The sequence below is a fragment of the Streptomyces sp. CY-1 genome, from assembly GCF_047218265.1.
GTDB lineage: Bacteria > Actinomycetota > Actinomycetes > Streptomycetales > Streptomycetaceae > Streptomyces > Streptomyces niphimycinicus.
In genome coordinates this window covers 9,274,517-9,297,360 of record NZ_CP178393.1, presented here as the reverse complement: position 1 = coordinate 9,297,360, position 22,844 = coordinate 9,274,517, and the positions used below count along the sequence as shown (strand labels likewise).

Genomic DNA, 22,844 nt, shown 5'->3' with positions numbered 1-22,844 from the left:
TGAGCGGAACCCAAGCCACCTACCTGGGGATGCCCGCTTTCCCGGTGGCGGCCGACGCCTCGACGCGGAACACCCAGTTGCGCGCCAACCTCCGCCACGCCACCCACACCATCCGCGCCAAGCGCGCCACGGCGGTGGCCGAACTGGACGACTGGTCGCCGCTGCGCGCCGCGGGCGCGGCCATCAAGGACCGTACGCTGCGCCATCTCGACCACTATCTGGAGCAGTTGGAGAGCGCGGTCACGGCGGCCGACGGCCACGTCCACTGGGCGGCGGACGCGGACGAGGCGAACCGGATCGTCACCGAGCTGGTGCGGGCGACGGGCGAGCGCGAGGTCGTCAAGGTCAAGTCGATGGCCACGCAGGAGATCGGGCTGAACGGCGCCCTCGCCACCGCCGGGATCACGGCGTACGAGACCGATCTCGCCGAACTGATCGTGCAGCTCGGCGACGACCTTCCGTCGCACATCCTGGTCCCGGCGATCCACCGCAACCGGGGCGAGATCCGTGACATCTTCGCGGCGAAGATGGCCGAGTGGGGCCGCCCGGCCCCGGAGGGGCTGACCGACGCGCCCGCCGATCTGGCGGAGGCCGCGCGGCTGCATCTCCGCGAGAAGTTCCTTAACGCCAAGGTGGGCATCTCCGGCGCCAACTTCATGGTCGCGGAGACCGGCACGCTCGTGGTCGTGGAGTCCGAGGGCAACGGCCGGATGTGCCTGACCCTCCCCGAGACGCTGATCTCCGTCGTCGGCATCGAGAAGGTGATCCCCACCTTCCAGGACCTGGAGGTCTTCCTTCAGCTTCTGCCCCGCTCCTCGACCGCCGAGCGGATGAACCCGTACACCTCCACCTGGACCGGCACCACGGACGCGGACGGGCCCCGCACCTTCCACCTCGTCCTCCTCGACAACGGCCGCACCGACACCCTCGCGGACACCGTGGGCCGCCAGGCGCTGCGCTGCATCCGCTGCTCGGCGTGTCTCAATGTGTGCCCGGTGTACGAGCGGGCGGGCGGCCATGCCTACGGTTCGGCGTACCCGGGCCCGATCGGCGCGATTCTCACCCCTCAACTGCGCGGCACCCAGAGCGAATTGGACGCTTCCCTCCCGTACGCGTCATCCCTGTGCGGGGCGTGTTACGAGGTGTGTCCGGTCGCCATCGACATCCCGGAGGTCCTGGTCCACCTCCGTGAGCGCGTGGTCGAGGGCGGGCCGGTAACCGTCCGTGGCACCCGTACCGTCATCAAGCCCGCCAAGGGCCACGCCGCCGAGCGCGCCGCGATGCGTGCCGCCCGCTGGGCCCTGGACCACCCCGGGGTGCTGCGCACCGGCCAGCGCCTGGCCTCCCGCACCCGCCGCTTCCATCCGCGCCGACTGCCCGGTCCGGGGCGGGCGTGGAGCGATACGCGGGAGCTGCCGAAGGTGCCGGAGGAGTCGTTCCGCGACTGGTGGCAACGCACCCGGGGCGGTAGCGGCACGGAGGGAAGGAAGACCACATGACCCCGCAGGACCCCGGCAGCCAAAGCACCCAGCGCCCCGGCGCCCGAAACGCCCAGGGCCCCGACGCCCAGGACCCCGGCTCCCGCACCCTGGTCATGGCCCGTATCCGCCGCGCCCTGGCCGATGTGCCGCGCGCCGAGACGCCCGACGCGGTGCCGGTCGAGCGCACCTACCACCGCGTCCACGGCGACCGCACCCCCGCCGAGACCGTGGACCTCCTCGCCGAGAACCTGGCCGACTACCGCGCGATCGTCCACCGCGCCGACACCCCCTCCCTCCCCGCCCTGATCGCCCGCCTCCTCGCCGATCGCGGCGCGACCAGCGTGGCCGTACCCCCCGGCCTGCCCGACTCCTGGCTGTCCGCCGTCCCCGACGCGGTGCGCCGGATCCCGGACACGGCGGAGCTGACCCCGCACGACCTGGACGCCGTCTCCAGCGTGGTGACGGCCTGCGCGGTGGCCATCGCCGAAACCGGCACCGTGGTCCTGGACGCCGCCCCCGACCAGGGCCGCCGCCGTATCACCCTGGTTCCCGACCACCACATCTGCGTCATCCACGTGCCCGACCAGGTCGTGGGCTCCGTCCCGGAGGGCCTTGAACGCCTCGACCCCGCCCGCCCGTTGACCTGGATCTCGGGCCCGTCCGCGACAAGTGACATCGAACTCGATCGCGTCGAGGGCGTCCACGGCCCCCGCACCCTCGAGGTGATCCTCGCAGGGTCGCCGGCCGGGCCGGAAACCGCTGGTCAGAGCTGATGAAGCAGGGGCGCATACCCCGGCCACGGCGGGGCATATGCCATAGGGGCAGGCGAAGGAACACCCGTGCGGGGGATGCGGTCTTCCTCACATACCGCCGGTAACACCGCAGTTGGGCGGTTTAAGCCGATGCTGTTGTCGGTAGGGGCCTCTACTCTTATGGCATGCGTCCGACTCCTACTCAACAACCTGCCTTACTGACCACCTCCTCCACCGACCAGGCCAATGAGGCGATTCGCGTCTTTCTGCGGGCCCGGGCAGGCCGGGCACTGCGGCCTTCGGAGCGGGCCGAGTACAGCCGGTTGCTGAAGGTCTACACACGGGCGCTGCGCGGCGAGGTCGAGAAGGCCGCCTGAGCGGCACGAGCGGCACGAGCCGACCACATCTGAAAAGCCGGGGGGCGCCATGGGGGCTGTGGGCAAGGTCGTCTTCGGAGCGGTGGCGGCGGGGCTTCTGGGCGTCGCCGGGTACGGCGGATACAACCTCTACACGGGCGTGACCAGCGGCAATACCACCGCACCCCATGACGGTCCGGTGACCGCGGACGAGACCCGGCGGACCGCCCGGGAATTCCTGGACGCATGGGCGGACGGCAATGACATGCTGGCCGCCGGGCTGACCAACGACGCCGAGGCGGCCATCGGCGCGCTGAGCGGCTATCGCGACGACGGTCATGTGCGGAAGGTGACGCTCAGCCCGGGCACGGCGCGGGGCACCACGGTGCCGTTCACCGTCAAGGCCGAAGTGGTCTTCGACAAGACCCTTTCGAGCTGGACGTACGAGTCCCGGCTGACCGTGGTGCGCGGCCGGACGACGAAGAAACCGCTGGTCGACTGGAGACCCTCGGTCCTCCATCCCAAGCTGGCGGCCGATGAGTCCGTGCGGACGGACCTGGCGGACAATCCGCCGGTGCGGGTGCTGGACCGCGACGGCAAGGAGCTGCGGCAGGGCCGCTATCCCTCGCTCGACCCGGTACTGATCGCGCTTCGGGCGAGATACGGGGCGGACGCCGGGGGCTCGGCTCGGGTGGAGGTGTCGGCGGTCAAGCCCGACGGGACCGCCGGAGCGACGCTTCATGTGGTGAAGAAGGGCACGCCTGGCACGCTGCGCACCACTCTCGACGCCGGGGTGCAGAAGCGCGCGGAGAAGGCGGTGGCCACCCGCGACGGCGCCTCCGTGGTGGCGCTCAAGCCCAGCACCGGGGAGATCCTGGCGGTGGCCAACTCCGACCAGGCCGAGTTCAACGCCGCGTTGCAGGGGCAGACGGCGCCGGGGTCGACGTTCAAGATAGTCACCGCGGCCACTCTGCTGGAGGCGGGCAAGGTCAGCCCGGGACACCTGGTGCCATGCCCGAAGACGGCGGCGTACGCACAGGGCATGACGTTCCACAACGTCGAGGACAGCGAGAACCCCGGCGCCACCTTCGCGCAGGACTTCGCGGCGTCCTGCAACACCGCGTTCGTCTCGCTCGCCGGGACCGTGCCCGATGGCGCGGTGGCCCAGGAGGCCCGGTCCGTGTTCGGCCTCGGGCTCAACTGGCGGGTGGGCGTCACCACCTTCGACGGCGAGGTGCCGGGCGGAAGCGGCGACGACAAGGCCGCCGCCATGATCGGCCAGGGCACGGTCCAGATGAACCCGCTCACCATCGCCTCCGTCGCGGCCACCGCCCAGACCGGCACCTTCAAGCAGCCCGTCATCGTGCCGCGCTCGGTCGACCACCGCGAGATCGCCACCAGCGACCGCGGCCTCGGCCCGGCCACCCGGTCGCAGCTCAGGGCCATGATGCGGCTGACCGCGACGAGCGGCACCGCCGCCCGGGCGATGTCCGGGCTCACCGGCGACATCGGGGCCAAGACGGGCTCGGCCGAGATCGACGGCCAGCCCAAGACCAACGCCTGGTTCACCGCCTACCGGAACGATGTGGCGGCAGCCGCCGTGGTCACCGGCGGCGGCCACGGCGGGGATGCCGCCGGACCCGTCGTCCGCGCGGTACTCGAGGCCGACTGACGAGCGGCGCTCGAAGCCGGTGCTCGAAGCCGGTGCTCGAAGCCGGTGCTCGAAGCCGGCTGACGCACGGTACCGAATGCCACTACCCCATGGCCTCCCCCGCTGCCCCTTCACTTCGTACAGGGGTTGGGCTAAGGGGTTGTCCAAGGTCTGGCCCACGCTCTAGCCTGGCGCGGCGGCCGCCACCGCACGGCACCGCATCTGCCCGCGCAGCGCAATGCAGCGCAGAGGGGATTCCGGCGTGAAGCGCACGTCCCGCGATATACGCACCGCCAACCGCTACAGCGTGCTGCGCCATATCGTCGCCCGATCCCCCGTCTCCCGGCGGGAGGTGGCCGCCGCGACGGAGCTGAGTCCGGCCACCGTGGCGAATCTCGTCGGGGAGCTGCTCGACCTCGGGATGCTGGTCGAGGTCGGCTACGAGGACTCCGACGGCGGCCGGCCGCGCGGTCTGCTCGCGGTCAACTCCTCGGGCGCCGCGCTGATCGGCGTGGATGTGGCGGAGACGTATATCCATGTCGAGCTGTTCGATCTGGCGCTGACCGTCCTGGCCCGCGCGGACGAGGAGTTGCGCCCGGAGGAGAACGATCCGGGCAAGGTGGTGGGGCGTATCGCGGACGCCGTGGCCTCGGTGGTCGGGCAGTCGGGCGTGGCCGCGGAGCGGGTGCTGGGCGTCGGCGTGAGCATGCCGGGGCAGGTGGACCGCGAGGGCGGGGTCTCGGTCTTCGCGCCCAACTGGGACTGGCATGACGTCCCGCTGCTGCGGCTGCTGGCCGAGCACCTCCCGTACCCCCTCCACCTCGACAATCCGCTGCGTGCCTGCACCGTGGCCGAGCAGTGGTTCGGGGCGGCGCGCGGGCGGAACGACGCCGTGGTGGTCAACCTCGGTACGGGCGTGGGGGCCGGGCTGGCGCTCGGCGGCACCCTGCACCGCGGGGTCAGCAACAGCGCCGGGGAGTGGGGGCACACCACCCTCGTCCTGGACGGACGGCAGTGCCACTGCGGCAACCAGGGATGTGTGGAGACCTATGTCGGCGCCCCCGGCATCATGCGGAATCTGCGCGAGCTGAGCCCGGACAGCCCGCTGCTGCACCCGGACGACCAGACGGCCACCATCGAGGCGCTCGGCCGGGGCCTCACGGCCGGCGATCCGGTGGCCGTGCGGGTCGTGCACACCACCGCGCGCTATCTCGGCGCCGCGCTCGCCGATCTGATCAATCTGCTCAACCCGGAAGTGATCGTGCTCAGTAGCTGGGTCGCGGCCGCCCTCGGGGAGCCACTGCTCGCCGAGGTGCGCGCGGCGGTGGCGGTGCGCGCGCTGCGCCGCCCGCTGGCGAACACCGAGATCGTGCTGTGCCCGATCCCGTCCAACCCCGTGAGCCTCGGCGCGGCGACCCTCGCCCTGGAGGGCTCGCTCGCGTCGGTGGGACCGAAGAACCGCCGCACCACACCAAGAAGCCGTTCCAAGGGCTGACCGAGGAGAACGATGAGCTCCACGCAGCACACGCCACCGCCCTACTACGAGGACGTCTCCCCCGGCGCGGGAGCGCTGCCGCCCCGCCCCTGGACCCCATCCTCCGACGCCGCGCGGCTGAGCCTGAACGGGACGTGGTCCTTCCGGCTGTCGCCGACCGCCACCGCCGAGGACGACTCCTTCGCCCGCCCCGGCTACGACGCCCGCGGCTGGGACGAGCTCCCGGTGCCCGGCCACTGGGTGCTGCACGGCCACGGGGCGCCAATCTACACCAATGTGCTCTATCCCTTCCCGGTGGATCCGCCGCATGTCCCCGCCGAGAACCCGACCGGCGACCATCTGCGCGTCTTCGATCTGCCCGGCGACTGGCCGGAGGGCGGGGACGCGGTGCTGCGCTTCGAGGGCGTCGAGTCATGTGCCCGGGTCTGGCTCAACGGCGAGGAGCTGGGCACCTTCAAGGGCAGCCGGCTGCCGCATGAGTTCGAGGTCGGGAGCCTGCTCGAGCCGTCGGGGAACGTGCTGGCCGTCCGCGTCCACCAGTGGTCCTCCGGAAGCTATCTGGAGGACCAGGACCAGTGGTGGCTGCCCGGTATCTTCCGCGAGGTGACGCTGGAGCACCGCCCCGAGGGCGCGCTCGCCGACTACTTCGTGCACGCCTCGTACGACCACACCACCGGCGAGGGCACGCTGCGGATCGACGCCGACCCCGGCGGCCGGGTCACCGTCCCCGAGCTGGGGCTTGACCTGGCCACCGGGGAGAGCGCCACCGTCCCCGTCGAGCCGTGGACGGCGGAGACACCGCGGCTGTACGCGGCGCGGCTGACCACGGTGGGCGAGAGCGTCTCGCTGCACGTGGGCTTCCGTACCGTGGTGGTCGAGGACGGGCTGCTCAAGGTCAACGGGCGTCGGGTGCTCTTCCGCGGCGTCAACCGGCATGAGTTCCACCCCGAGAACGGGCGGGCGGTGGACCTCGCGACCATGCGCCGCGATCTGGTGCTGATGAAGCAGCACAACATCAACGCCGTGCGCACCAGCCACTATCCGCCGCATCCGGCCTTCCTCGGGCTCTGCGACGAGCTGGGGCTGTGGGTGATCGACGAATGCGATCTGGAGACCCATGGCTTCGGCGTCCTGGACTGGCGGAACAACCCGGTGGACGACGACCGCTGGACCCCGGCGCTGCTCGACCGCGCCGAGCGCATGGTCGAGCGCGACAAGAACCACCCGTCCATCGTGATGTGGTCGCTGGGCAATGAGTGCGGCACCGGACGCGGGCTGTCCGCCATGGCCGACTGGATCCGGGAGCGCGACCCGTCCCGGGTGATCCACTACGAGGGCGACATGTCCTGTGCCGACACGGACGTCTACTCGCGGATGTACGCACCGCACGAGGAGGTCGACCAGATCGGCCGGCGCACCGAGGCGCCGTGGGGCGATCCGGAGCTGGACGCGAAGCGCCGGGCGCTGCCGTTCATCCAGTGCGAGTACGCGCACGCCATGGGCAACGGGCCGGGCGGACTGGGCGAGTACCAGCGGCTGTTCGAGGCGCATGAGCGCTGCCAGGGCGGTTTCGTCTGGGAGTGGATCGACCACGGCTTCACCCGGCGCGCCCCGGACGGCCGCTTCTACCACGTGTACGGCGGGGACTTCGGCGAGGAGCTGCACGACGGGAACTTCGTCTGCGACGGGCTGGTCTTCCCCGACCGCACCCCCTCCCCGGGGCTGATCGAGTACAAGAAGGTCATCGAGCCGGTGCGGATCGAGGGCGACGGGGCGCGGGGCACGGTCCGGATCACCAACGGCCATGACTTCGCCGATCTGTCCCATCTCGTCTTCACCTGGAGCTACGAGGCGGAGGGCGAGGCGATCGGCTCGGGTGAGCTGGCAGTGCCGCCGCTGCCGCCGGGCGAGTCCGCCGATCTGAAGCTCCCGGCACCGCCCGGCACCGCCGAGGCGGGGGCGGAGACCCGGTGGACCGTCGAGGCGCGGCTCGCGGCGCCGACGGCATGGGCCGAGGCGGGCCATACGGTGGCCTGGGCCCAGCTCCCCACCACCGCTTCCGGCACCGGCCGGGCGCGCGCCCTCGCCTCGGGGGAGGCGGCGCGCAGCGACGGCGACCGGATCGTGCTCGGCCCCGGTGTCTTCGACGCGGCCACCGGCGCCCTGACGGCACTGGGCGGGCTCCCGGTCACCGAACCGCCCCGGCTGGACATCTGGCGCGCGCCCACCGACAACGACAACGGCGCCTCCTGGCAGCCGGACGAGCGCTGGGGCCTGATCTGGCGCACGTTCGGGCTGCACCGGGTGCGGCACCGGACCGACGCGGTGGAGACGACGCCGGACGGTGCGCTGACGGTCCGTACCCGCGTCGCGCCCGCCGCCGTCGACTTCGGTCTGGAGACGGTCTACCGCTGGACCGCCGATGAGGACGGACGGCTGAGCCTGGCGGTCTCCGTCACCCCGCTCGGCGAGTGGACCTGCCCGCTGCCGCGCCTGGGCCTGCGGCTCGGGCTCCCGGCCGTGCTGGGCGAGGCCGAGTGGTTCGGCGGCGGACCCGGCGAGGCGTACCCGGACACGCGTGCCGCCGCGCGGGTCGGGCGGTGGGCGCTGTCGGTCGACGAGCTCCAGACGCCGTACGTCCGCCCGCAGGAGAACGGCGCCCGGATCGATGTCCGCTGGGTGCGGCTGACCGCGCCCGACGGCTCCGGGGTGCGGATCGAGGGCGAGCCGGCCTTCTGGTTCACCGCGCGCCGCTGGACCACCGAGCAGCTCGACGCGGCCGAGCACACACCGGATCTCGAGGCGTCGAACGAGACGGTGTGGGTGAACCTGGACCACGGGCAGCAGGGCATCGGCACCCAGTCCTGCGGCCCGGGGGTGCTGGACGAGCACCGCCTGGACGTGGCACCGGCCGAGTTCTCGTTCACGTTCTCGCGGCTGAGCTGACGGTCGCGTACGGTCGGGGCCGGTCGTGGCGACCGGCCCCGGGCCGTACGCGCCTGCACCACCCGTACCGCGCTCGCTGGTCAGAAGAGTGCGGGGGCAGTCCAAGGGGGGCCGCCCCCGCCGGGGGTTCGGGGGCGGAGCCCCCAGAACGGGGTCTGGTGCGTAGCCCCGGCGGGGGCCGGGGCAGCGCCCCGGTTCGGGAAGGGGCGGGGTGGGGGAAGCCCCCCCCCGCGCCTCCGCCACCACCCCCGTCGGCACGTGTTTTCGGCCTTCCGTACGCGGCCGCGTCAGGCGGCCCTACGCGCTCCTGCCGCGCAGAGCCTCGAGCGCCCGGTCCGCGTGCACGCTCATCCGGAACTCACTCTTGACGATCTCCAGCACCTTGCGGTCGGTGTCAATCACAAAGGTGACCCGTTTGGTAGGCACCGCCGCGATCCCGCGCTTCACCCCGAACCGCTCCCGTACGGTCCCCTCCGGATCCGACAGCAGCGGATAGCCGAAGGAGTACGCATGGGCGAACTCCGCCTGCTTCTCGACCGAATCGGCGCTGACCCCGACCGGCTGGGCGCCGAGTTCCTTGAACTCCGCGGCGATGTCCCGGAAGTGGCACGCCTGTTTGGTACAGCCGGGGGTGAAGGCCGCCGGATAAAAGAACAGCACCACCGGACCGTCCGCCAGCAGCCCACTCAGCGAACGGACGGCGCCGCTCTCGTCCGGCAGCTCGAAGTCCTCGACCACATCACCGATGTCCATGGGGGCACGCTACCCGTCACCCGCCCGGAGCGGCGGGGGAAACGGACGTGCGCGGCGGCACGTCAGCAGCGCAGCCGGGCGGTATGGCCGTCGATGCGCAGGATGCATTCGGTGAACAGCGTCATCGAGGGGCTGTCGTCCGTGGGGACCAGCCGCAGCCCGAGGTCCATGATGGACCGGATGACATGGGCGGTACGGCTTCCGTCGGGGTCCGGTCCGCGCAGCGCGGACCATGCCTCGAAATGCGCCCGGACGGCATCCCAGGCCGGTCCCGGCGTGAAGTGGCACAGAAAAACCGGCTGGTCGACCCCGTACTGGCGTAACTCGCCGACTGCGGCCTCACCTTGCATAAGCCACCATGTGGCACTCATCTCGTCCCCAACTCCGTACATGGGAGTGGATACCCATCATACGGGTGCGGATGACCCGTCGAGGGTCGACTCCAGATCGAGGGCCCATCCCAGCAGCCGCTCGTCGGCCCCCGGCCGGGCCACGCACTGCACGCCCAGCGGAAGGGAGCCCGCCGCCCGGCCCGCGGGCAGGGCCAGGGCGGGGACTCCCGCATAGCTCCAGGGGAGGCTCATCACGGAGTCGCCGGTGCTCTTCAGGCCGTACGGCGCGGGGCCCGTGGCGGCCGGGGTGATCCACAGGTCGATGCCGTCCCGGTCCATGGCGGCCACCAGCCGGTCGCGGAAGGCGGCACGTTCGCCAAGCGCCGCGGCGTACGCGTCGTCGCCGATCCGCTGCCCCTGCCGGATCGCCTCGGCGGTCTGCTCGCGGTACCGCTCCGCGTAACGCGGAAACCATACGGCGTGGGTCCGCGCCAGTTCGTAACGGCCGATCACCACCCGTTCCGCCACGACCCGGTCGAAGTCGTCCGGGAAGGGCACCCGGCGGACCGTGAATCCGGCCGCCTCCAGGCGCCCCGCCCGCTCCTCGAAGGAACTCCTGGCCTCGGCGTCGGCACGGTCGAGGTACGGACCGAGCGGGATGCCGAGCACCGGCCGCCGCCCCGTCGTCGCCTCCCCGCCGTCGCCGGACGGCCGCCAGCCGTCGCACAGTACGTCCGCCGCCGGGGCGAGGGTCGCCACGTCGGGGGCGAAGAGGCCCACGGTGTCGAAGGTCGGGGCGTTGGCGATCACGCCGTCGGAGGGGATGCGGCCGTGGGTCGGTTTGAAGCCGACGACCCCGCAGTAGGCGGCCGGGCGGATCATCGAACCGATCGTCTGGGTCCCGATCGCCAGCGGCACCATCCCCGCCGCGACGGCCGCGGCCGAACCGCTGCTGGAGCCGCCGGGGGTGTGGTCGAGATGGTGCGGATTACGGGTGGGGCCGGGGGCGGTCACGGCGAACTCGGCGGTGACGGTCTTGCCCGCCACCAGCGCACCCGCCGCCCGCAGCCGATCGATGAGTGACGCCTGCGGTCCGGCCAGCGCCTCGGCGGGAACGTCCGAACCGGCCCGTGTGGGCAACCCGTCGACATGCACGATGTCCTTGACGCCCACCGGCACACCGAACAACACCGGCCGCCCGCCCGGACGACCGTTCCACCGCGCATCCGCCATCCGCGCCTCATGCAACAGCCGCTCTCGGCGGCCGGTTTCGGGGACGAAGGCCCGAATCTCCCCGTCGGCGGCCTCGATCCGGTCACAGACCCGCGCGGCAGCGGTGGCACAGGAGGTGTCCATGAACCCCGAGGCTACGCCGCTCCCGCGTCAATCCGCCTTCTCAGCAGCCCCTGGCCGTGGGGTGTCCCTGCTGGCGCCGGGCGGCCGGCCGGTGACGCGTTTGAAGGCACGGCTGAAAGCGGCCTGCGAGGTGTAGCCGAGGCGCTGCGCCACGGACTGGATCGGCACCGTGTCCTGGGCCAGCCACTGCCCGGCCAGGAGCATCCGCAGCTCCGTGGCGTAGCGGAGGGGCGGCATGCCCATCGTGGTCTGAAAGCGGTCCGCGAAAACGGACCGGGAGACATTGCATTCCGCCGCCAGCTCCGCCACGGTCCAGTGATGCCCCGGCTGCCGGTGCAGGGCCAGGAGGGCGCAGGCAAGGCGGGGGTCGCGCAACGCGGCCACGAGGCCGGAGGAGTTGTCACATCCGCATTCGATCCAGCCCCGCACCATCATGGCCGCCGCCACCTCGGCCAGGCGGGCGAGGATCCCGGCGAAACCCACACGTCCGGCGCAGACTTCGCGCCTCATCGACGTGAGGATCGGCATGAGCCCGGGGTAACGCTTTCCCCCGGCATCGACCAGCATGACATCGGGCATCAGCCGGCCGATGCCCTGCATTCCACCGAGGTCGAATTCCATGAAGCCGTTGAAGAAGATGGCGCTGGGGTTCGGGTTGGTACTCGGGCAGGCATCCACATCGCATACCGCATTGCTGAGCGGGACCGCATCGAAACTGTCTATGCCCCGGACCGGTATATCCGGACCGGAGAGCAGTTGATGGGACTCGCCGTGGGGCATGAATACGGCATTTCCGGCCGAGAGTTCGTGGCGGGTTCCATCCTCGGTGCGCAGGACGGCGGAGCCGACGGCGAGGAAGTGGAAATAGGCGCGTCCGGGCTCGGCATCGAAATTGAGGCCGAACCGCGGGCCGGCGTGAACGCGACGATAGCGGACACCGCGCAGCCGCATGCTGGTCAGCAGTTCGCTGATGAGGTCGGACGACAGGGCGAACTGCCCCGCGGGCCCTCCGCCCGCGGGCGCTGTGTCCGGAGCTCCTCCGCCCGGACTCCCCCCGTCCGGACTCCCCTCGCCCGGACTCTCGGTCAAATATCGCAGACGCTCTGTCATAGCTCATCCTGAAATTCGTACCTAGCCTTGACTCGAAGCTCTCATGCGATTCAGGGAGAAGCAAACAGTTGAGTAGTGATGTGTGCACCACCATGCCCGATGCCAATCCCGGCGAAGCGGCCGATGGGGAATTGGTGCCGCCCGAACCGGTCTCGCCGTCCTGGGCGGCGGTGTTCTCACTGGCGATGGGGGTATTCGGATTGCTCACGGCGGAATATCTGCCGACCAGCCTGTTGACTCCGATGGCCGCCGACCTGGGAGTATCGGAAGCCCTGGCGGGGCAGGCGGTGACGGTAACGGCGGCGGCCGCGATGATTTCCGGATTGCTGACGGCGAGCCTGACCCGGAGGATCGACCGACGGATGGTGTTGCTCGGCTTCACCGTCCTCTTGATCGTATCCAATCTGCTGGTGGCCGTGGCCACCAATATGGCAGTGCTGATGCTGATGCGGATCCTGCTGGGTGTCGCACTCGGTGGCTTCTGGAGCATGGCCGCGGCGGTGGCGATGCGTCTGGTGCCCGCGGCTCTGGTTCCACGGGCGGTATCGATCATCTTCAGCGGCATCGCGGTGGCGACCATCGTGGCGGTGCCGCTCGGCAGCTACCTCGGCGACCTGGCCGGCTGGCGCAGCACCTTCCTGGCGGCGGCCGGACTCGGGGTCGTGACGTTGGTGTTCCAACTGTTCACGCTGCCCCGGATGGCGCCCCATGGCACGGCACGGCTGGGCACCTTGTGGGAGGTGCTGCGCCGCCCGGGCTTCGGGGTGGGCATCGTGGGAATGCTGCTGGTTCACATTGGGCACTACGCGCTGTTCACCTATATCCGGCCCGCGCTGGAAAACGTGGTGAAAGTCGACGTCGACGCGTTGGCGCTGCTGTTGTTCGTCTTCGGAGTGGCGAACCTCGTGGGCACGCTGGTGTCCGGATGGCTTCTGGAGATCAGCCTGCGTCTGGCGTTGACACTGACACCCGCGCTGATGGGCGTCGCGGCACTGGGCGTGGCGCTCCTTCCCGCCGGGCGGGCCGGGTACGTGTTCCTGGTGGTCCTCTGGGGCCTGGCCTTTGGCGGCGTATCGGTGGCATGGTCGAACTGGGCGACTCGTATGGTGCCCGACCAGGCCGAAAGTGCGGGCGGACTCGTGGTGGTAGGCGTGCAGTCCGCCATCGCCGGCGGCGCCGCCGCGGGCGGTCTGATATTCGGTATCGGCGGCGTCGTCACCGTATTCACCGTCTCGGGCGTCGTGTTGCTCGCCTCCGCCTTGCTGATCCTCCTGCGGGTCAAGGCGCCCCGGTGCCTGGTAAGGAGCTGAGGTCAAAGAGATGGTGACGGGGGACGGCATTGTCACGTGAGGCATGTGCCTGGACGATGGCCCGGTGAACGATGCCTGGACTGGGGTCGACCCCGTAGCGCTGGAAAGGGCCGTGCGGGAGCGGGCCGGGCGGCCCGTGGCCGGGGTCGAGGACATGGAGAGCTATCTCGCGGCCCAGGTGGCGGACACCTCGCACCGCGAGGTGCTCGGGCCGCTGCTGAACGGACACGGCCCCAGTGGTGTGGTCGTACGGCGCGGAGAGGTGCTCGCCCGCTGGGGCGATCCGAACCGGGTGGAGATGGCCTTCAGCGCGACCAAGAGCGTGCTGTCCCTCGTCGCGGGCGTCGCCTTCGACGAGGGGCTGCTGCGGCTCGACGAGCCCGTGCACACCTCCGTGGGGCTGCCCCAGTTCGCGGACGAGCACGGGTGCCGGATCACCTGGCGGCATCTGCTCGATCAGACGAGCCAGTGGGAGGGCGAGCTGTGGGGAAAGCCGACGCGTGTGGACGCCCAGAGCGTCCGCGAGGGCACGGAATCGGCGGGCGGCCCGTCCGGTGAAGGGTGGGCCTACAACGACGTCCGGGTGAATCTGACGGCGCTCGCGCTCACCGTGCTGTTCCGGCGTCCGTTGCCGGAGGTGCTGCGCACCCGTGTCATGGAGCCCATCGGGGCCTCCGCCTCATGGTCGTGGCACGGCTACGCCAACTCCCACGTGGACGTCGGCGGCGTCCGCCTCCCCGTGGTGTCCGGCGGCGCCCACTGGGGCGGCGGGCTGTGGATCAGCGCGCTCGACCTGGCGCGTATCGGCCGACTCTGCCTGGAGGGTGGGGAGTGGGCCGGGCGCCGGGTGGTGTCCCGGCGCTGGATCGCGGAGCTGTGGACGCCGTGTTCCGTCAAACCGGAGTACGGGCTGTCCTGGTGGCTCAACGATGGCCGCGTGGTGTGGCCACAGGCCCCGTCGACCGGGCGCTGCGCCCGGGGCAACGGCGGCAATCACCTCTTGTGGGTGGACCCGGCCCGTGGCCTCACGCTCGTCTCACGGTGGGGAGCCGATGTGGAAGCCCTGATCGTGGCGGTCTCGGCGGCGGTCCGCCCCGGATGACGGCCTGAGGCCACCGCTCAGCGGGCTTCCACATCGGCTGTCTCCGTCAGCTCCCGCCCGTCACCTTGACGTAGTCGACGACGAGCTGCTGCGGGAAGGAGGTGTTGCCGTCCGGGTCGCCGGGCCAGTAGCCGCCGACGGCCAGGTTGAGGATGATGTAGAAGGGGTGGTCGAACACCCAGCGGTTGCCGTTCAGGTCGGCGGGGGTGCGGGTCTGGTAGACGTTGCCGTCGACGGACCAGGTGATCTTGTCGGGCGACCAGTCGATGGCGAAGGTGTGGAAGGCGTCGGAGAACTTGCCGCCGCCTGGGAGGGTGTAGCCGGCGCCGATGCCGCCCGAGCCGGAGTAGCCGGGGCCGTGGAGAGTGCCGTGGACGGTGCTGGGCTCGAAGCCCACGTTCTCCATGATGTCTATCTCACCGCAGTTGGGCCAGCCCGCGCTGCCGATGTCGTCGCCGAGCATCCAGAAGGCGGGCCACATGCCCTGGCCCTGAGGGAGCTTCATCCGGGCCTCGACATGGCCGGAGGCGGTGGTGAACTTCTGCGAGGTGTTGAGGCGGGCGGAGGTGTACTCGCACCGGCCGTACCAGCAGTTGTAGTCGGCCGGGTTCTCCTTGCGGGCGGTGATGACGAGGTTGCCGTTGCCGTCCAGCGCCGCGTTCTTGTTGCCGTCGGTGTAGTACTGCCGCTCGTGGTTGTTGACGTTGTCGCCGGTCTCCACGCCCCACTTGGAGCCGTCGACCCCGCTGCCCGCCGGGCCGTCGAAGTTGTCGGTGAACTCGGCGGCGGCGGCCTTGTCGGTGGCCCGAGGGGCGGCCTGGGGGGTGGCCGTGGCCGGGGCGGTGAGCCAGGGGGTGGCGGCGAGCGCGGTCGCGGAGAGCAGACCGATCACGGTGTTGCGCACGGTTTTTCTCATGGAGCGGTGGTGCCTTCCTGTGTGGGGGATGGGACCGGTGGGTGCCGGTCCGGTGGGGGGAAGGTATGCGTCCGGCGGCTGGGGGCCGGGGCCCGTGGCGCTATGGCACGGGCGTACGGGTGGGAGGGGCGCCCATCAGCGCTCGTCGGGGAGTGGCGGTCGGGGAACGGTCGACAGGGGTGCCCGTCAGCGCTCGTCGGGGGGTGGTGGCCAGGCGACGGGCGGGCCGGTGCGCGTCCTCGGTGAGGAAGCGGCCGACGGGGACGGTGGCGGCGCCGAGCGCCACGGCGTGGGGGCCGAGGCGGCACAGCCCGATGGTGGTGTGGGCGTACGGCCGGCGCAGCGCCTGCGCGGCGACCGTCTCGCGGATCCGGGGCAGCATACGGGCGCCGAACAGCAGCCCGGCCCAGCCGCCGAGGATGATCCGCTGCGGGTTGAAGAGGTTGACCAGGTTGGCGATTCCGGCGCCCAGATACACCGCCGCCTCCTCCAGCACGCGCTGTGCGGCCGAGGAGGTGTCGGCGGCCGCGAGCAGCCCGGCGAACGTGGACTCGTTGTCGGCGCCGGGGATGGTGCGGCCGCGCCGGGCCTGCCGGAAGCGCTCCAGGACCGCCTCGGCGCCGACGTACGCCTCCAGGCAGCCGCGCGCGCCGCACCGGCAGCGGCGGCCCCCGGCCTGGACGGTGGTGTGGCCCCACTCGCCCGCGCTGTTGGTGGCGCCACGGTAGGGGACGCCGTGGGTGATGACGCTCGCGCTGACACCGGAGCCGATGACCGCGACGACCGCGTGCTGAACGCCGCGTCCGGCGCCGAACCACATCTCGGCCCGGCCCATGGCCTCGGCGCCGTTGTCGATGTGCAGGGGCAGTGCGGTGCCGGTGCTCAGCAGCCGTTCCAGGGGGAGGGCGTTCCAGCCGGTGGCCGATACGCCGATACCGGCGCCGAGGATGTGCCCCTGGGGGATCGCGGCTTCCTCGATGACGGCGTCGAGACCGGTCAGGATGTGGCCGACGACGGTTTTGGCGTCGCGCTCCGCGGAGGGTAACGGGTATACGACACCGGCCCGTTGGGTGAGGGCGAGGTCGAACAGCCCGACGCGGACGCGGGTGTCGGCGACCTCGACGCCGATGACGTAGCGGTGCTCGGGGACCAGCCGCAGCCGGGCGGCGGCCCGGCGGCCCGCCGCGACGAGGGCCGATTCCGCCTCGGTGACGACGCCTTCGGTGACGATGCCCTTGGTGACGATGCCTTTGGTGACGGCGTCTTTGCTCGCGGCGTCCGTGATGACGCCGTCCTTGCCGACCGTGCCGCTGGTGATGGCGTCTTGGGTGATGAGGCTTTCGGTGACCGCGCCTTCGGTGACGACACCTTCGGCGATCAGTTTGCCGATGACCGTGCGCACGGTGGTGGCGCTGAGCCCCGTACGGCGGACCAGCTCCTGCCGGGTGAGCGGGGCATGGAAGTACAGCGTCCACAGCAGTGAGGCGCGGCTGCCGTGCCGCGGATCGCGCACGGTGGTGCGCAGCGAGGGCTGGGCTGCCTGCGCCTGGGCGGTCATCGGTCACCTCCGGGGAGACACAATGTCCAGCGCTGTTCGAGTCATGTCAATAGGTCTGGACCTTCCTGCCTCAAAGAATTTGAGGCAGGCTCCGACCCAACTCCCCCTGAACCGACAGAAGTCGAACCCTCAGCGCGCGCCACCGGTGGCGAGGAAGTGCGCCAGTGGAAGGGTGGCCGCGCCCAACGCCACGGCGTCGGGCCCCAGTTCGGCCAGCCCGATCTCGGTCTGGGCGTATGGCCGGTGCAGTGCGTAGGAGGCGGTGGCGGCCCGGATCCTGGGGAGGACCCGGCCGCCGAGGAGCAGTCCGGCCCAGCCGCCGAGGATGATCCGCTCGGGGTTGAAGAGGTTGATCAGATCGGCGATCCCGGCGCCGAGGTAGGCGGCGGTCTCCTCGAGCACCTCGCGCGCCCGCGCCTCGGTTCCGGCGGCTCCCACGATCGCGGCGAACGCGGCCTGCTGGTCCTCACCGGCACCGTCCGCGCCGCCCTCTTCGACACCGTCCGCGCCGCTCTCCCCCGCGCCGCTCTCCCCCGCGCCGCCCGCCCCCGCGCGGTCGCCGCGCGTCGCGCGCCCGTAGCGGTCGAGCACCGCCTGCGCCCCGACGTACGCCTCCAGACAGCCGACCGCACCGCATCGGCAGGCGCGCCCGCCGACCTGGACGACGGTGTGCCCCCACTCCCCCGCGCTGCTGGTCGCGCCCCGGTACGGCGCCCCGGCGGTCACGATGGACGCGCCGACGCCGGACCCGATCAGGGCGATCACCGCGTTGTCCGCGCCGCGGCCCGCCCCGAACCACATCTCGGCCTGCCCCTGTGCGGTGGCGCCGTTGTCGATGAAGAGCGGGAGACCGGTGCCGGTGCGCAGCAGCCGCTCCAGCGGCACCGCGTCCCGGCCGGCGGTCGGGCCGTGGACGAGGACCTCGTCGCCCTGTTCGACGACGCCGGGGACACCGACCCCGACGCCGATGACCGCCTCCGGCTCCGTGCCGCTCTTGGCGACGACCGCTTCGAGGCCGGTCAGGATGTGGCCGACGACCGGCTCCGGGTCCCTCTCCAGCCCGCCTGGCGTCAGCGGATGCTCCCACCGGGCCAGTTCGGTCAGCATGAGGTCGAACAGCTCCACGCGCACATGGGTCTCGCCGACGTCGACCCCGATGAGATGGCCGCTGCCCGGCGCGACCCGCAGCAGCGTACGGGGGCGGCCGCCGTCGGACTCGACGGATCCGGCCTCCTCCACCAGTGCGTCGGCGAGCAGTTCGCCGACGACGTTGCTGACCGAGCCGGAGCTGAGCCCGGTGAGCGTCCCCAGTTCCTGACGGCTCACCGGGCCCTGGAAGTAAAGCTGGCGCAGCAGCGTCGAGCGGTTGCCGCGCCGCAGGTCGCGGACGGTCCGTCGGTTCATCTGACCCATCGGGCTCCTTCCCCCCTGCCCGAACCTACCTGACGCGGCCGCTCTTGACGCCGACTGGTTTCATCGCTTAACTCACGGTCTGAATGAAGTCTCGCGCTTCACCTTTTGAACGGTCGATGGCGTCCGGCCGCCAAGGGCAGGCCCCGGCCGCCGCCGTGCGGCCCCGCTACTCCGCGCCCGACGCCTGGAAGAGCGCGAGCAGATCGTCCCGCCCGAACATCCGCGCCGTCTCGACGGCCGAGGGTGATCCGGAGCGCGGGTCGGCGCCCTTGGCCAGCAGCACCCTCAGCACCTCCTCCTCGCCCTTGAACGCGGCCCCGGCGATGGGCGTCTGGCCCCGTTCGTTCACTCGATTGGGGTCGGCGCCGCGCTCCAGCAGGGCCGACACCGTCGCGGGGTGGCCGTAGTAGGCCGCGAGCATGAGCAGGGAATCGCCCTTGTCGTTGGTGAGGTTGGCCGGGACGCCCGCGTCCACATAGGCGGCGAGCGTGTCGGTGTCACCCTGCCGGGCCAGGTCGAAGACCTTGGCCGCCAGTTGCAGCACCTCCGGGTCGTGGGCGGGCTCGCTCTCGGGGTTCGATTGGGTCATGGCCTGTCGCCTCCGGCTTCGCTGCCTCGGTATGTGATCACCCACCCTAAGGACGGCGCTCCGAGACGGCTGCCTCCTCCCGGGGAGGTGGTCACCTCCCCGGGAGGAGGCAGCCGTCTCGGAGCGCCACGCCTCCATGGTGATGATTACACCGATAATCCACCCAATTGCACCTTTCGCCCGGTAGATACATGCTGTGATCCTGGAACCACTCATGGTGACTGACCGTCCCCCATCAGCCAGGAGACCGTGATGATCCTGTCCATTTCCGGCGTCGTACTGCTCGGCATCGTCGTCTTCATCTTCTTCCGCAAGGACGGGCTGAAGGGGTCGCACGCCATCATCTGCGCGCTCTTCGGCTTCTATCTCGCGTCCACCGCGATCGCGCCGAGCATCAAGGCAGGCGGTGCGAGCCTCGCCAGCCTCCTGGGTGGGATCAAGATCTGACGTGGCCCGGAGACCGCTCCCCCGCCTCCGCCTCGGCGGCGCCGGAGGCACCCCGCTCATCCCGTTCCTCCGTGGCCGCGCGTTCGCCCGCACCGCGGCCGACGGCGTCGCCGATGTCCTCCACCCCCTGGTCGCGCTCTCCCGGGGGATGCGCGTGCTGGCCGCCACCGGGCGGCGCAAGTGGATGGAGCTGCCGGGCGACCGCCGTGGACCAGTGTTGGTCCTCGTGGTCGCCTGCGGCTTCGTCCTCTTCCTGCTGCCGTACGGGCCACTGGCGGCGATGGTCAGCCTGCTCGGCGCGGCGGGCTGGGCCGGGCGGGGGCGCGCCCCCGCCGCATCGGGGACGCCCGGCACGGACGGGGCCGAGCGGCTGCGCATGCTCTACGAGGCGCTGGTGCCGTACTTCTCCGCCGCCGAGGACCCCAGCCCGCTCTACAGCCACGGCGGCGACTGGTCCACGGTCTTCGACTCCTTCGCCTTCGACGAGGACGGACGGCTCACCCGACTGCGGCTGCGCTACCCCGCGTACTTCACCGACGGCGAGCCCGCGGCCCGCACCCGGATCGAGCAACTGCTGTACGCGAAGTCGGGACGCGGCCGTGAATATCTGTTCGAGTGGGACGAGGAGGCCAACGGCCTCGGCCTGACCGTGCTGCCCGCCCTGTCCACCGCGATCCACGCCCAGCGCTTCGTCACCGCGCCCGGCGAGACGGTGCTGGGCTTCACCGACCCGTCGTCGGTGCAGCGGACGCTGCCGGTACTGGCGGAGCCGGAGAACTGCGAGGAGAGCGCGGGGGACGCGGTGGGCGCGGGCGTCGAGCGGGCGACGGGGGACGGACCACAGACCCATGACGTACCGCCGGTGGTCTGGCGCACCGGCCCCCGCTCCACCGAACCGCATCTGCTCGCGCTCGGCCAGCCCGGCAGCGGCACCACGACCCTGCTGCGCTCCATCGCACTTCAGGCGCTGCCCACTGGCGAGGTACTGGTGGTGGACGGCGGCGGCACCGGCGAGTACGCGTGTCTGGGCGGGCGTACGGGGGTGCTCGCGGTGGAGTCCGGGCTGGCCGGGATGCTGGCCACGCTGGAGTGGGCGGGCCATGAGACCGAGCGCCGGCTGATCGGCGCCAACCGCGCCCGCCAGTTGGGACATTCGCCGCCGGAGGACATCCAGCGCCCGCTGTGGATCCTGCTGGACCGGCCGTCGGTGATGAGCCATCTCGCGGCGGCCGACGGCCGCACCGACCCGCAGGAGTTGCTGGCCGTGCCGCTGCGGCACGGACGGGCGGCGAACGTACGGGTCGTGGTGGCCGATCAGCTCGATGCCGCGGAGGGGCTGAGCGACGCCGTACGGCGCCACACCCGGGCCCGGGTGGTGCTGGGCCCGGTCTCGTCCGAGCAGGTCACGGCCGTCCTCGGGACGCCGCCGCACACCACGCCGACGCCCGAGGTGCCTCCCGGCCGTGGCTATGCCCGCCTCGGGGCGGGCCCGGTGCACCGCCTCCAGGTGCCGGCCACGCCCGATCCGTACGACGAGGCGGTGAGCGAGGCCGAGCGGCAGGCGGTGCTCCGGCTGCTCCCCGCCCCGGACCCCGCGGCGCCCCAGGCCGCGGCGCCCGTGGGCGGATGACCCGCCGGGGCGGCCAGACGGGGTGACCCGCCGAAACACATCCCGGCGGGGCACGTCCCGCCGAAGCACGTCCCGGCGGGGGACATCCCGGCGGGGGACGTCCCGGCGGGTCAGGCCACGTACGTACGGGGCGACTCGGCCTCGATCGTGGCGCCCGAGGCCACCAGGTCGGCGGCGGCGGCCAGCCGGGTGGCGGCCTTCTCGGCGACCGCTCCCCCGACGGTGAACGGAAGCCGTACGTACCCCTCGAACGCGCCGTCCACCCCGAAGCGGGGCCCCGACGGCACCCGCACCCCCAGCCGGGCGCCCGCCTCCGCGATGCGCGAGCCGGAGAGGCCACCGGTGCGGGCCCAGAGGGTGAGCCCGCCGTGCGGGACGGTGAACTCCCAGTCGGGCAGATGGCGTCGGACGGCCTCGACGAGCGCGTCACGGTTGCCGCGGGCCAGCGCCCGGCGCACCTCGATGGCCTCCTCCCAGCCGCCGGTGTTCAGCAGCCAGGCGACGGCGAGCTGTTCGATGACGGGGGTGCCCAGGTCCGCGTAGGCGCGGGCGGCGACCAGGCTGCGGATGACATCGGGCGCGGCGCGCACCCAGCCGATGCGCATCCCCGCCCAGAACGACTTGCTCGCCGAGCCGACGGTGATCACGGTGCTGCCGCCGGGGTCGAAGGCACAGACCGGGCGGGGCAGCGCCACCTCGTCGTCCAGGCGCAGCTCGGTCATGGTCTCGTCGGCGATCAGGACCGTTCCGGCGGCGCGGGCGGCGTCGACGAGCTGCCGGCGCTGTTCCTCGGTGGCGAGGGCGCCGGTGGGGTTGTGGAAGTCGGCGATGACATAGGCAAGGCGGGGTGCGGCGGCGCTGAGGGCCTGGCGCCAGGCCGGGATGTCCCAGCCCCCGAGTCGGTCGGCCACGGCGACGGGCACGAGCCGGGCGCCCGCCTCCCGCATCAACTGGAGGATGTTGGCGTAGCTGGGTGATTCGACGGCGACCCGCTCCCCGGGCCGGACCATCAGCCGGCAGGCGGCGGCGACCGCGCCCATGGCGCCGGTGGTGACCATCATCTGCTCGGGCATGGTCGGTATGCCGCTCGCGGTGTAGCGGTCGGCGAGCGCCTGACGCAGGGCGGGCAGCCCGGCGGGGTAGTCGCCGTGGGTGCGGGCGTAGGGCGGGAGTTCGTCCAGGGCGCCGTGCATGGCGCGGGTGAGCCACGGTTCGGGGGCGGGCAGCGCGGCACAGCCGAGGTCGATGACGGAGGCCGCGGCCTCGGGCGGGAGCGGATCGAGCCCCCGGGTGGGCAGTGGGCTTCCGGCGGGCATGGCGGTCCAGCTTCCGGCGCCGCGCCGGGACTCCAGGAACCCCTCGCCGCGCAGCGCCTCGTAGGCGGCGGCGACGGTGGTGCGGCTGACCGCGAGCCCCGCGGCCAGCTCGCGCTCGGCGGGGAGGCGGGCCGCGACCGGAACCCGGCCCTCCAGGATGAGCAGCCGTACGCCGTCGGCGAGGGAGCGGTAGGCGGGGACGCGGCGGCCCCCGGTCGGTGAGGCCGCGGCCTCGGCGGCCACGCCGTCACGGGTGTGCTGCGACCCGAGCAGCCGGGCCAGTTGGGGTGCGCCGACCGCGGACGTCCATGGACTCATCGAATGCGGTCCA

General features: G+C 71.9%; 19 protein-coding genes. 10 read left to right on the top strand and 9 right to left on the bottom strand.

Annotation, left to right across the window (positions count from 1 at the left end):
* The first annotated feature begins 29 nt into the window (after positions 1-29).
* The 6 genes from ACK1X7_RS40045 (at position 30) to ACK1X7_RS40020 (ending at position 8,681) form a co-directional block, all read left to right on the top strand.
* The gene (locus tag ACK1X7_RS40045) at positions 30-1,499 is read left to right on the top strand and encodes a lactate utilization protein B (protein ID WP_413116946.1); all 1,470 of its coding nucleotides are present in this window, start codon (positions 30-32) and stop codon (positions 1,497-1,499) included.
* Positions 1,500-1,594: 95 nt separating this feature from the next.
* Positions 1,595-2,254 carry a LutC/YkgG family protein gene (locus tag ACK1X7_RS40040; RefSeq protein ID WP_385150368.1) on the top strand — a complete coding sequence of 220 codons (660 nt, stop codon included), beginning with the start codon at positions 1,595-1,597 and terminating at the stop codon, positions 2,252-2,254.
* A 164-nt stretch (positions 2,255-2,418) separates the two neighbouring features.
* Complete coding sequence (locus tag ACK1X7_RS40035; protein ID WP_093466356.1) at positions 2,419-2,610, top strand: hypothetical protein; 192 nt, start codon at positions 2,419-2,421, stop codon at positions 2,608-2,610.
* Positions 2,611-2,659: 49 nt separating this feature from the next.
* The gene (locus tag ACK1X7_RS40030; RefSeq protein WP_385150359.1) at positions 2,660-4,261 is read left to right on the top strand and encodes a penicillin-binding transpeptidase domain-containing protein; all 1,602 of its coding nucleotides are present in this window, start codon (positions 2,660-2,662) and stop codon (positions 4,259-4,261) included.
* Between the two features lie 241 nt (positions 4,262-4,502).
* A complete protein-coding gene (locus tag ACK1X7_RS40025; protein WP_385150357.1) occupies positions 4,503-5,735 on the top strand; it encodes an ROK family transcriptional regulator in 1,233 nt (410 codons plus the stop codon).
* Between the two features lie 12 nt (positions 5,736-5,747).
* Positions 5,748-8,681, top strand: coding sequence for a glycoside hydrolase family 2 TIM barrel-domain containing protein (locus ACK1X7_RS40020; protein ID WP_385150354.1), 2,934 nt, complete (start codon positions 5,748-5,750; stop codon positions 8,679-8,681).
* A gap of 297 nt (positions 8,682-8,978) precedes the next feature.
* Here the strand turns inward: ACK1X7_RS40020 and ACK1X7_RS40015 are convergent, their stop codons facing one another.
* The 4 genes from ACK1X7_RS40015 to ACK1X7_RS40000 form a co-directional block, all read right to left on the bottom strand.
* A complete protein-coding gene (locus ACK1X7_RS40015) occupies positions 8,979-9,434 on the bottom strand; it encodes a peroxiredoxin (protein ID WP_382953948.1) in 456 nt (151 codons plus the stop codon).
* Positions 9,435-9,496: 62 nt separating this feature from the next.
* Positions 9,497-9,805: a hypothetical protein gene (locus ACK1X7_RS40010; RefSeq protein ID WP_216345634.1), complete on the bottom strand. Its 309-nt coding sequence runs from the start codon at positions 9,803-9,805 to the stop codon at positions 9,497-9,499.
* 36 nt (positions 9,806-9,841) lie between these two features.
* Positions 9,842-11,122: an amidase gene (locus ACK1X7_RS40005; RefSeq protein ID WP_413116416.1), complete on the bottom strand. Its 1,281-nt coding sequence runs from the start codon at positions 11,120-11,122 to the stop codon at positions 9,842-9,844.
* A 27-nt stretch (positions 11,123-11,149) separates the two neighbouring features.
* Positions 11,150-12,232, bottom strand: a complete 1,083-nt coding sequence (locus ACK1X7_RS40000; protein ID WP_390793458.1) for an AraC family transcriptional regulator — start codon at positions 12,230-12,232, stop codon at positions 11,150-11,152.
* 92 nt (positions 12,233-12,324) lie between these two features.
* Here ACK1X7_RS40000 and ACK1X7_RS39995 point away from each other — a divergent pair, with 92 nt between their 5' ends.
* Positions 12,325-13,542: an MFS transporter gene (locus tag ACK1X7_RS39995; protein ID WP_385150343.1), complete on the top strand. Its 1,218-nt coding sequence runs from the start codon at positions 12,325-12,327 to the stop codon at positions 13,540-13,542.
* A gap of 64 nt (positions 13,543-13,606) precedes the next feature.
* On the top strand, positions 13,607-14,644 hold the full coding sequence (locus ACK1X7_RS39990; protein ID WP_385150340.1) for a serine hydrolase domain-containing protein: 1,038 nt from the start codon (positions 13,607-13,609) through the stop codon (positions 14,642-14,644).
* A gap of 46 nt (positions 14,645-14,690) precedes the next feature.
* Here the strand turns inward: ACK1X7_RS39990 and ACK1X7_RS39985 are convergent, their stop codons facing one another.
* The 4 genes from ACK1X7_RS39985 to ACK1X7_RS39970 form a co-directional block, all read right to left on the bottom strand.
* Positions 14,691-15,560, bottom strand: a complete 870-nt coding sequence (locus ACK1X7_RS39985) for a glycoside hydrolase family 16 protein (protein WP_385150337.1) — start codon at positions 15,558-15,560, stop codon at positions 14,691-14,693.
* Positions 15,561-15,660: 100 nt separating this feature from the next.
* Positions 15,661-17,118, bottom strand: coding sequence for an ROK family transcriptional regulator (locus tag ACK1X7_RS39980; protein WP_413116415.1), 1,458 nt, complete (start codon positions 17,116-17,118; stop codon positions 15,661-15,663).
* A 129-nt stretch (positions 17,119-17,247) separates the two neighbouring features.
* Complete coding sequence (locus ACK1X7_RS39975; RefSeq protein ID WP_413116414.1) at positions 17,248-18,531, bottom strand: ROK family transcriptional regulator; 1,284 nt, start codon at positions 18,529-18,531, stop codon at positions 17,248-17,250.
* 166 nt (positions 18,532-18,697) lie between these two features.
* Positions 18,698-19,120 (bottom strand): ankyrin repeat domain-containing protein, encoded by a 423-nt coding sequence (locus ACK1X7_RS39970; RefSeq protein ID WP_413116413.1) that lies wholly within the window; start codon positions 19,118-19,120, stop codon positions 18,698-18,700.
* A 252-nt stretch (positions 19,121-19,372) separates the two neighbouring features.
* Here ACK1X7_RS39970 and ACK1X7_RS39965 point away from each other — a divergent pair, with 252 nt between their 5' ends.
* Positions 19,373-19,567 (top strand): hypothetical protein, encoded by a 195-nt coding sequence (locus ACK1X7_RS39965; RefSeq protein WP_059146566.1) that lies wholly within the window; start codon positions 19,373-19,375, stop codon positions 19,565-19,567.
* A 1-nt stretch (position 19,568) separates the two neighbouring features.
* On the top strand, positions 19,569-21,197 hold the full coding sequence (locus ACK1X7_RS39960; protein WP_390793461.1) for a hypothetical protein: 1,629 nt from the start codon (positions 19,569-19,571) through the stop codon (positions 21,195-21,197).
* Positions 21,198-21,307: 110 nt separating this feature from the next.
* Here the strand turns inward: ACK1X7_RS39960 and ACK1X7_RS39955 are convergent, their stop codons facing one another.
* Entirely contained in the window at positions 21,308-22,831 is a 1,524-nt protein-coding gene (locus tag ACK1X7_RS39955; protein ID WP_413116412.1) for a PLP-dependent aminotransferase family protein, read from the bottom strand.
* Between the last annotated feature and the right edge of the window lie 13 nt (positions 22,832-22,844).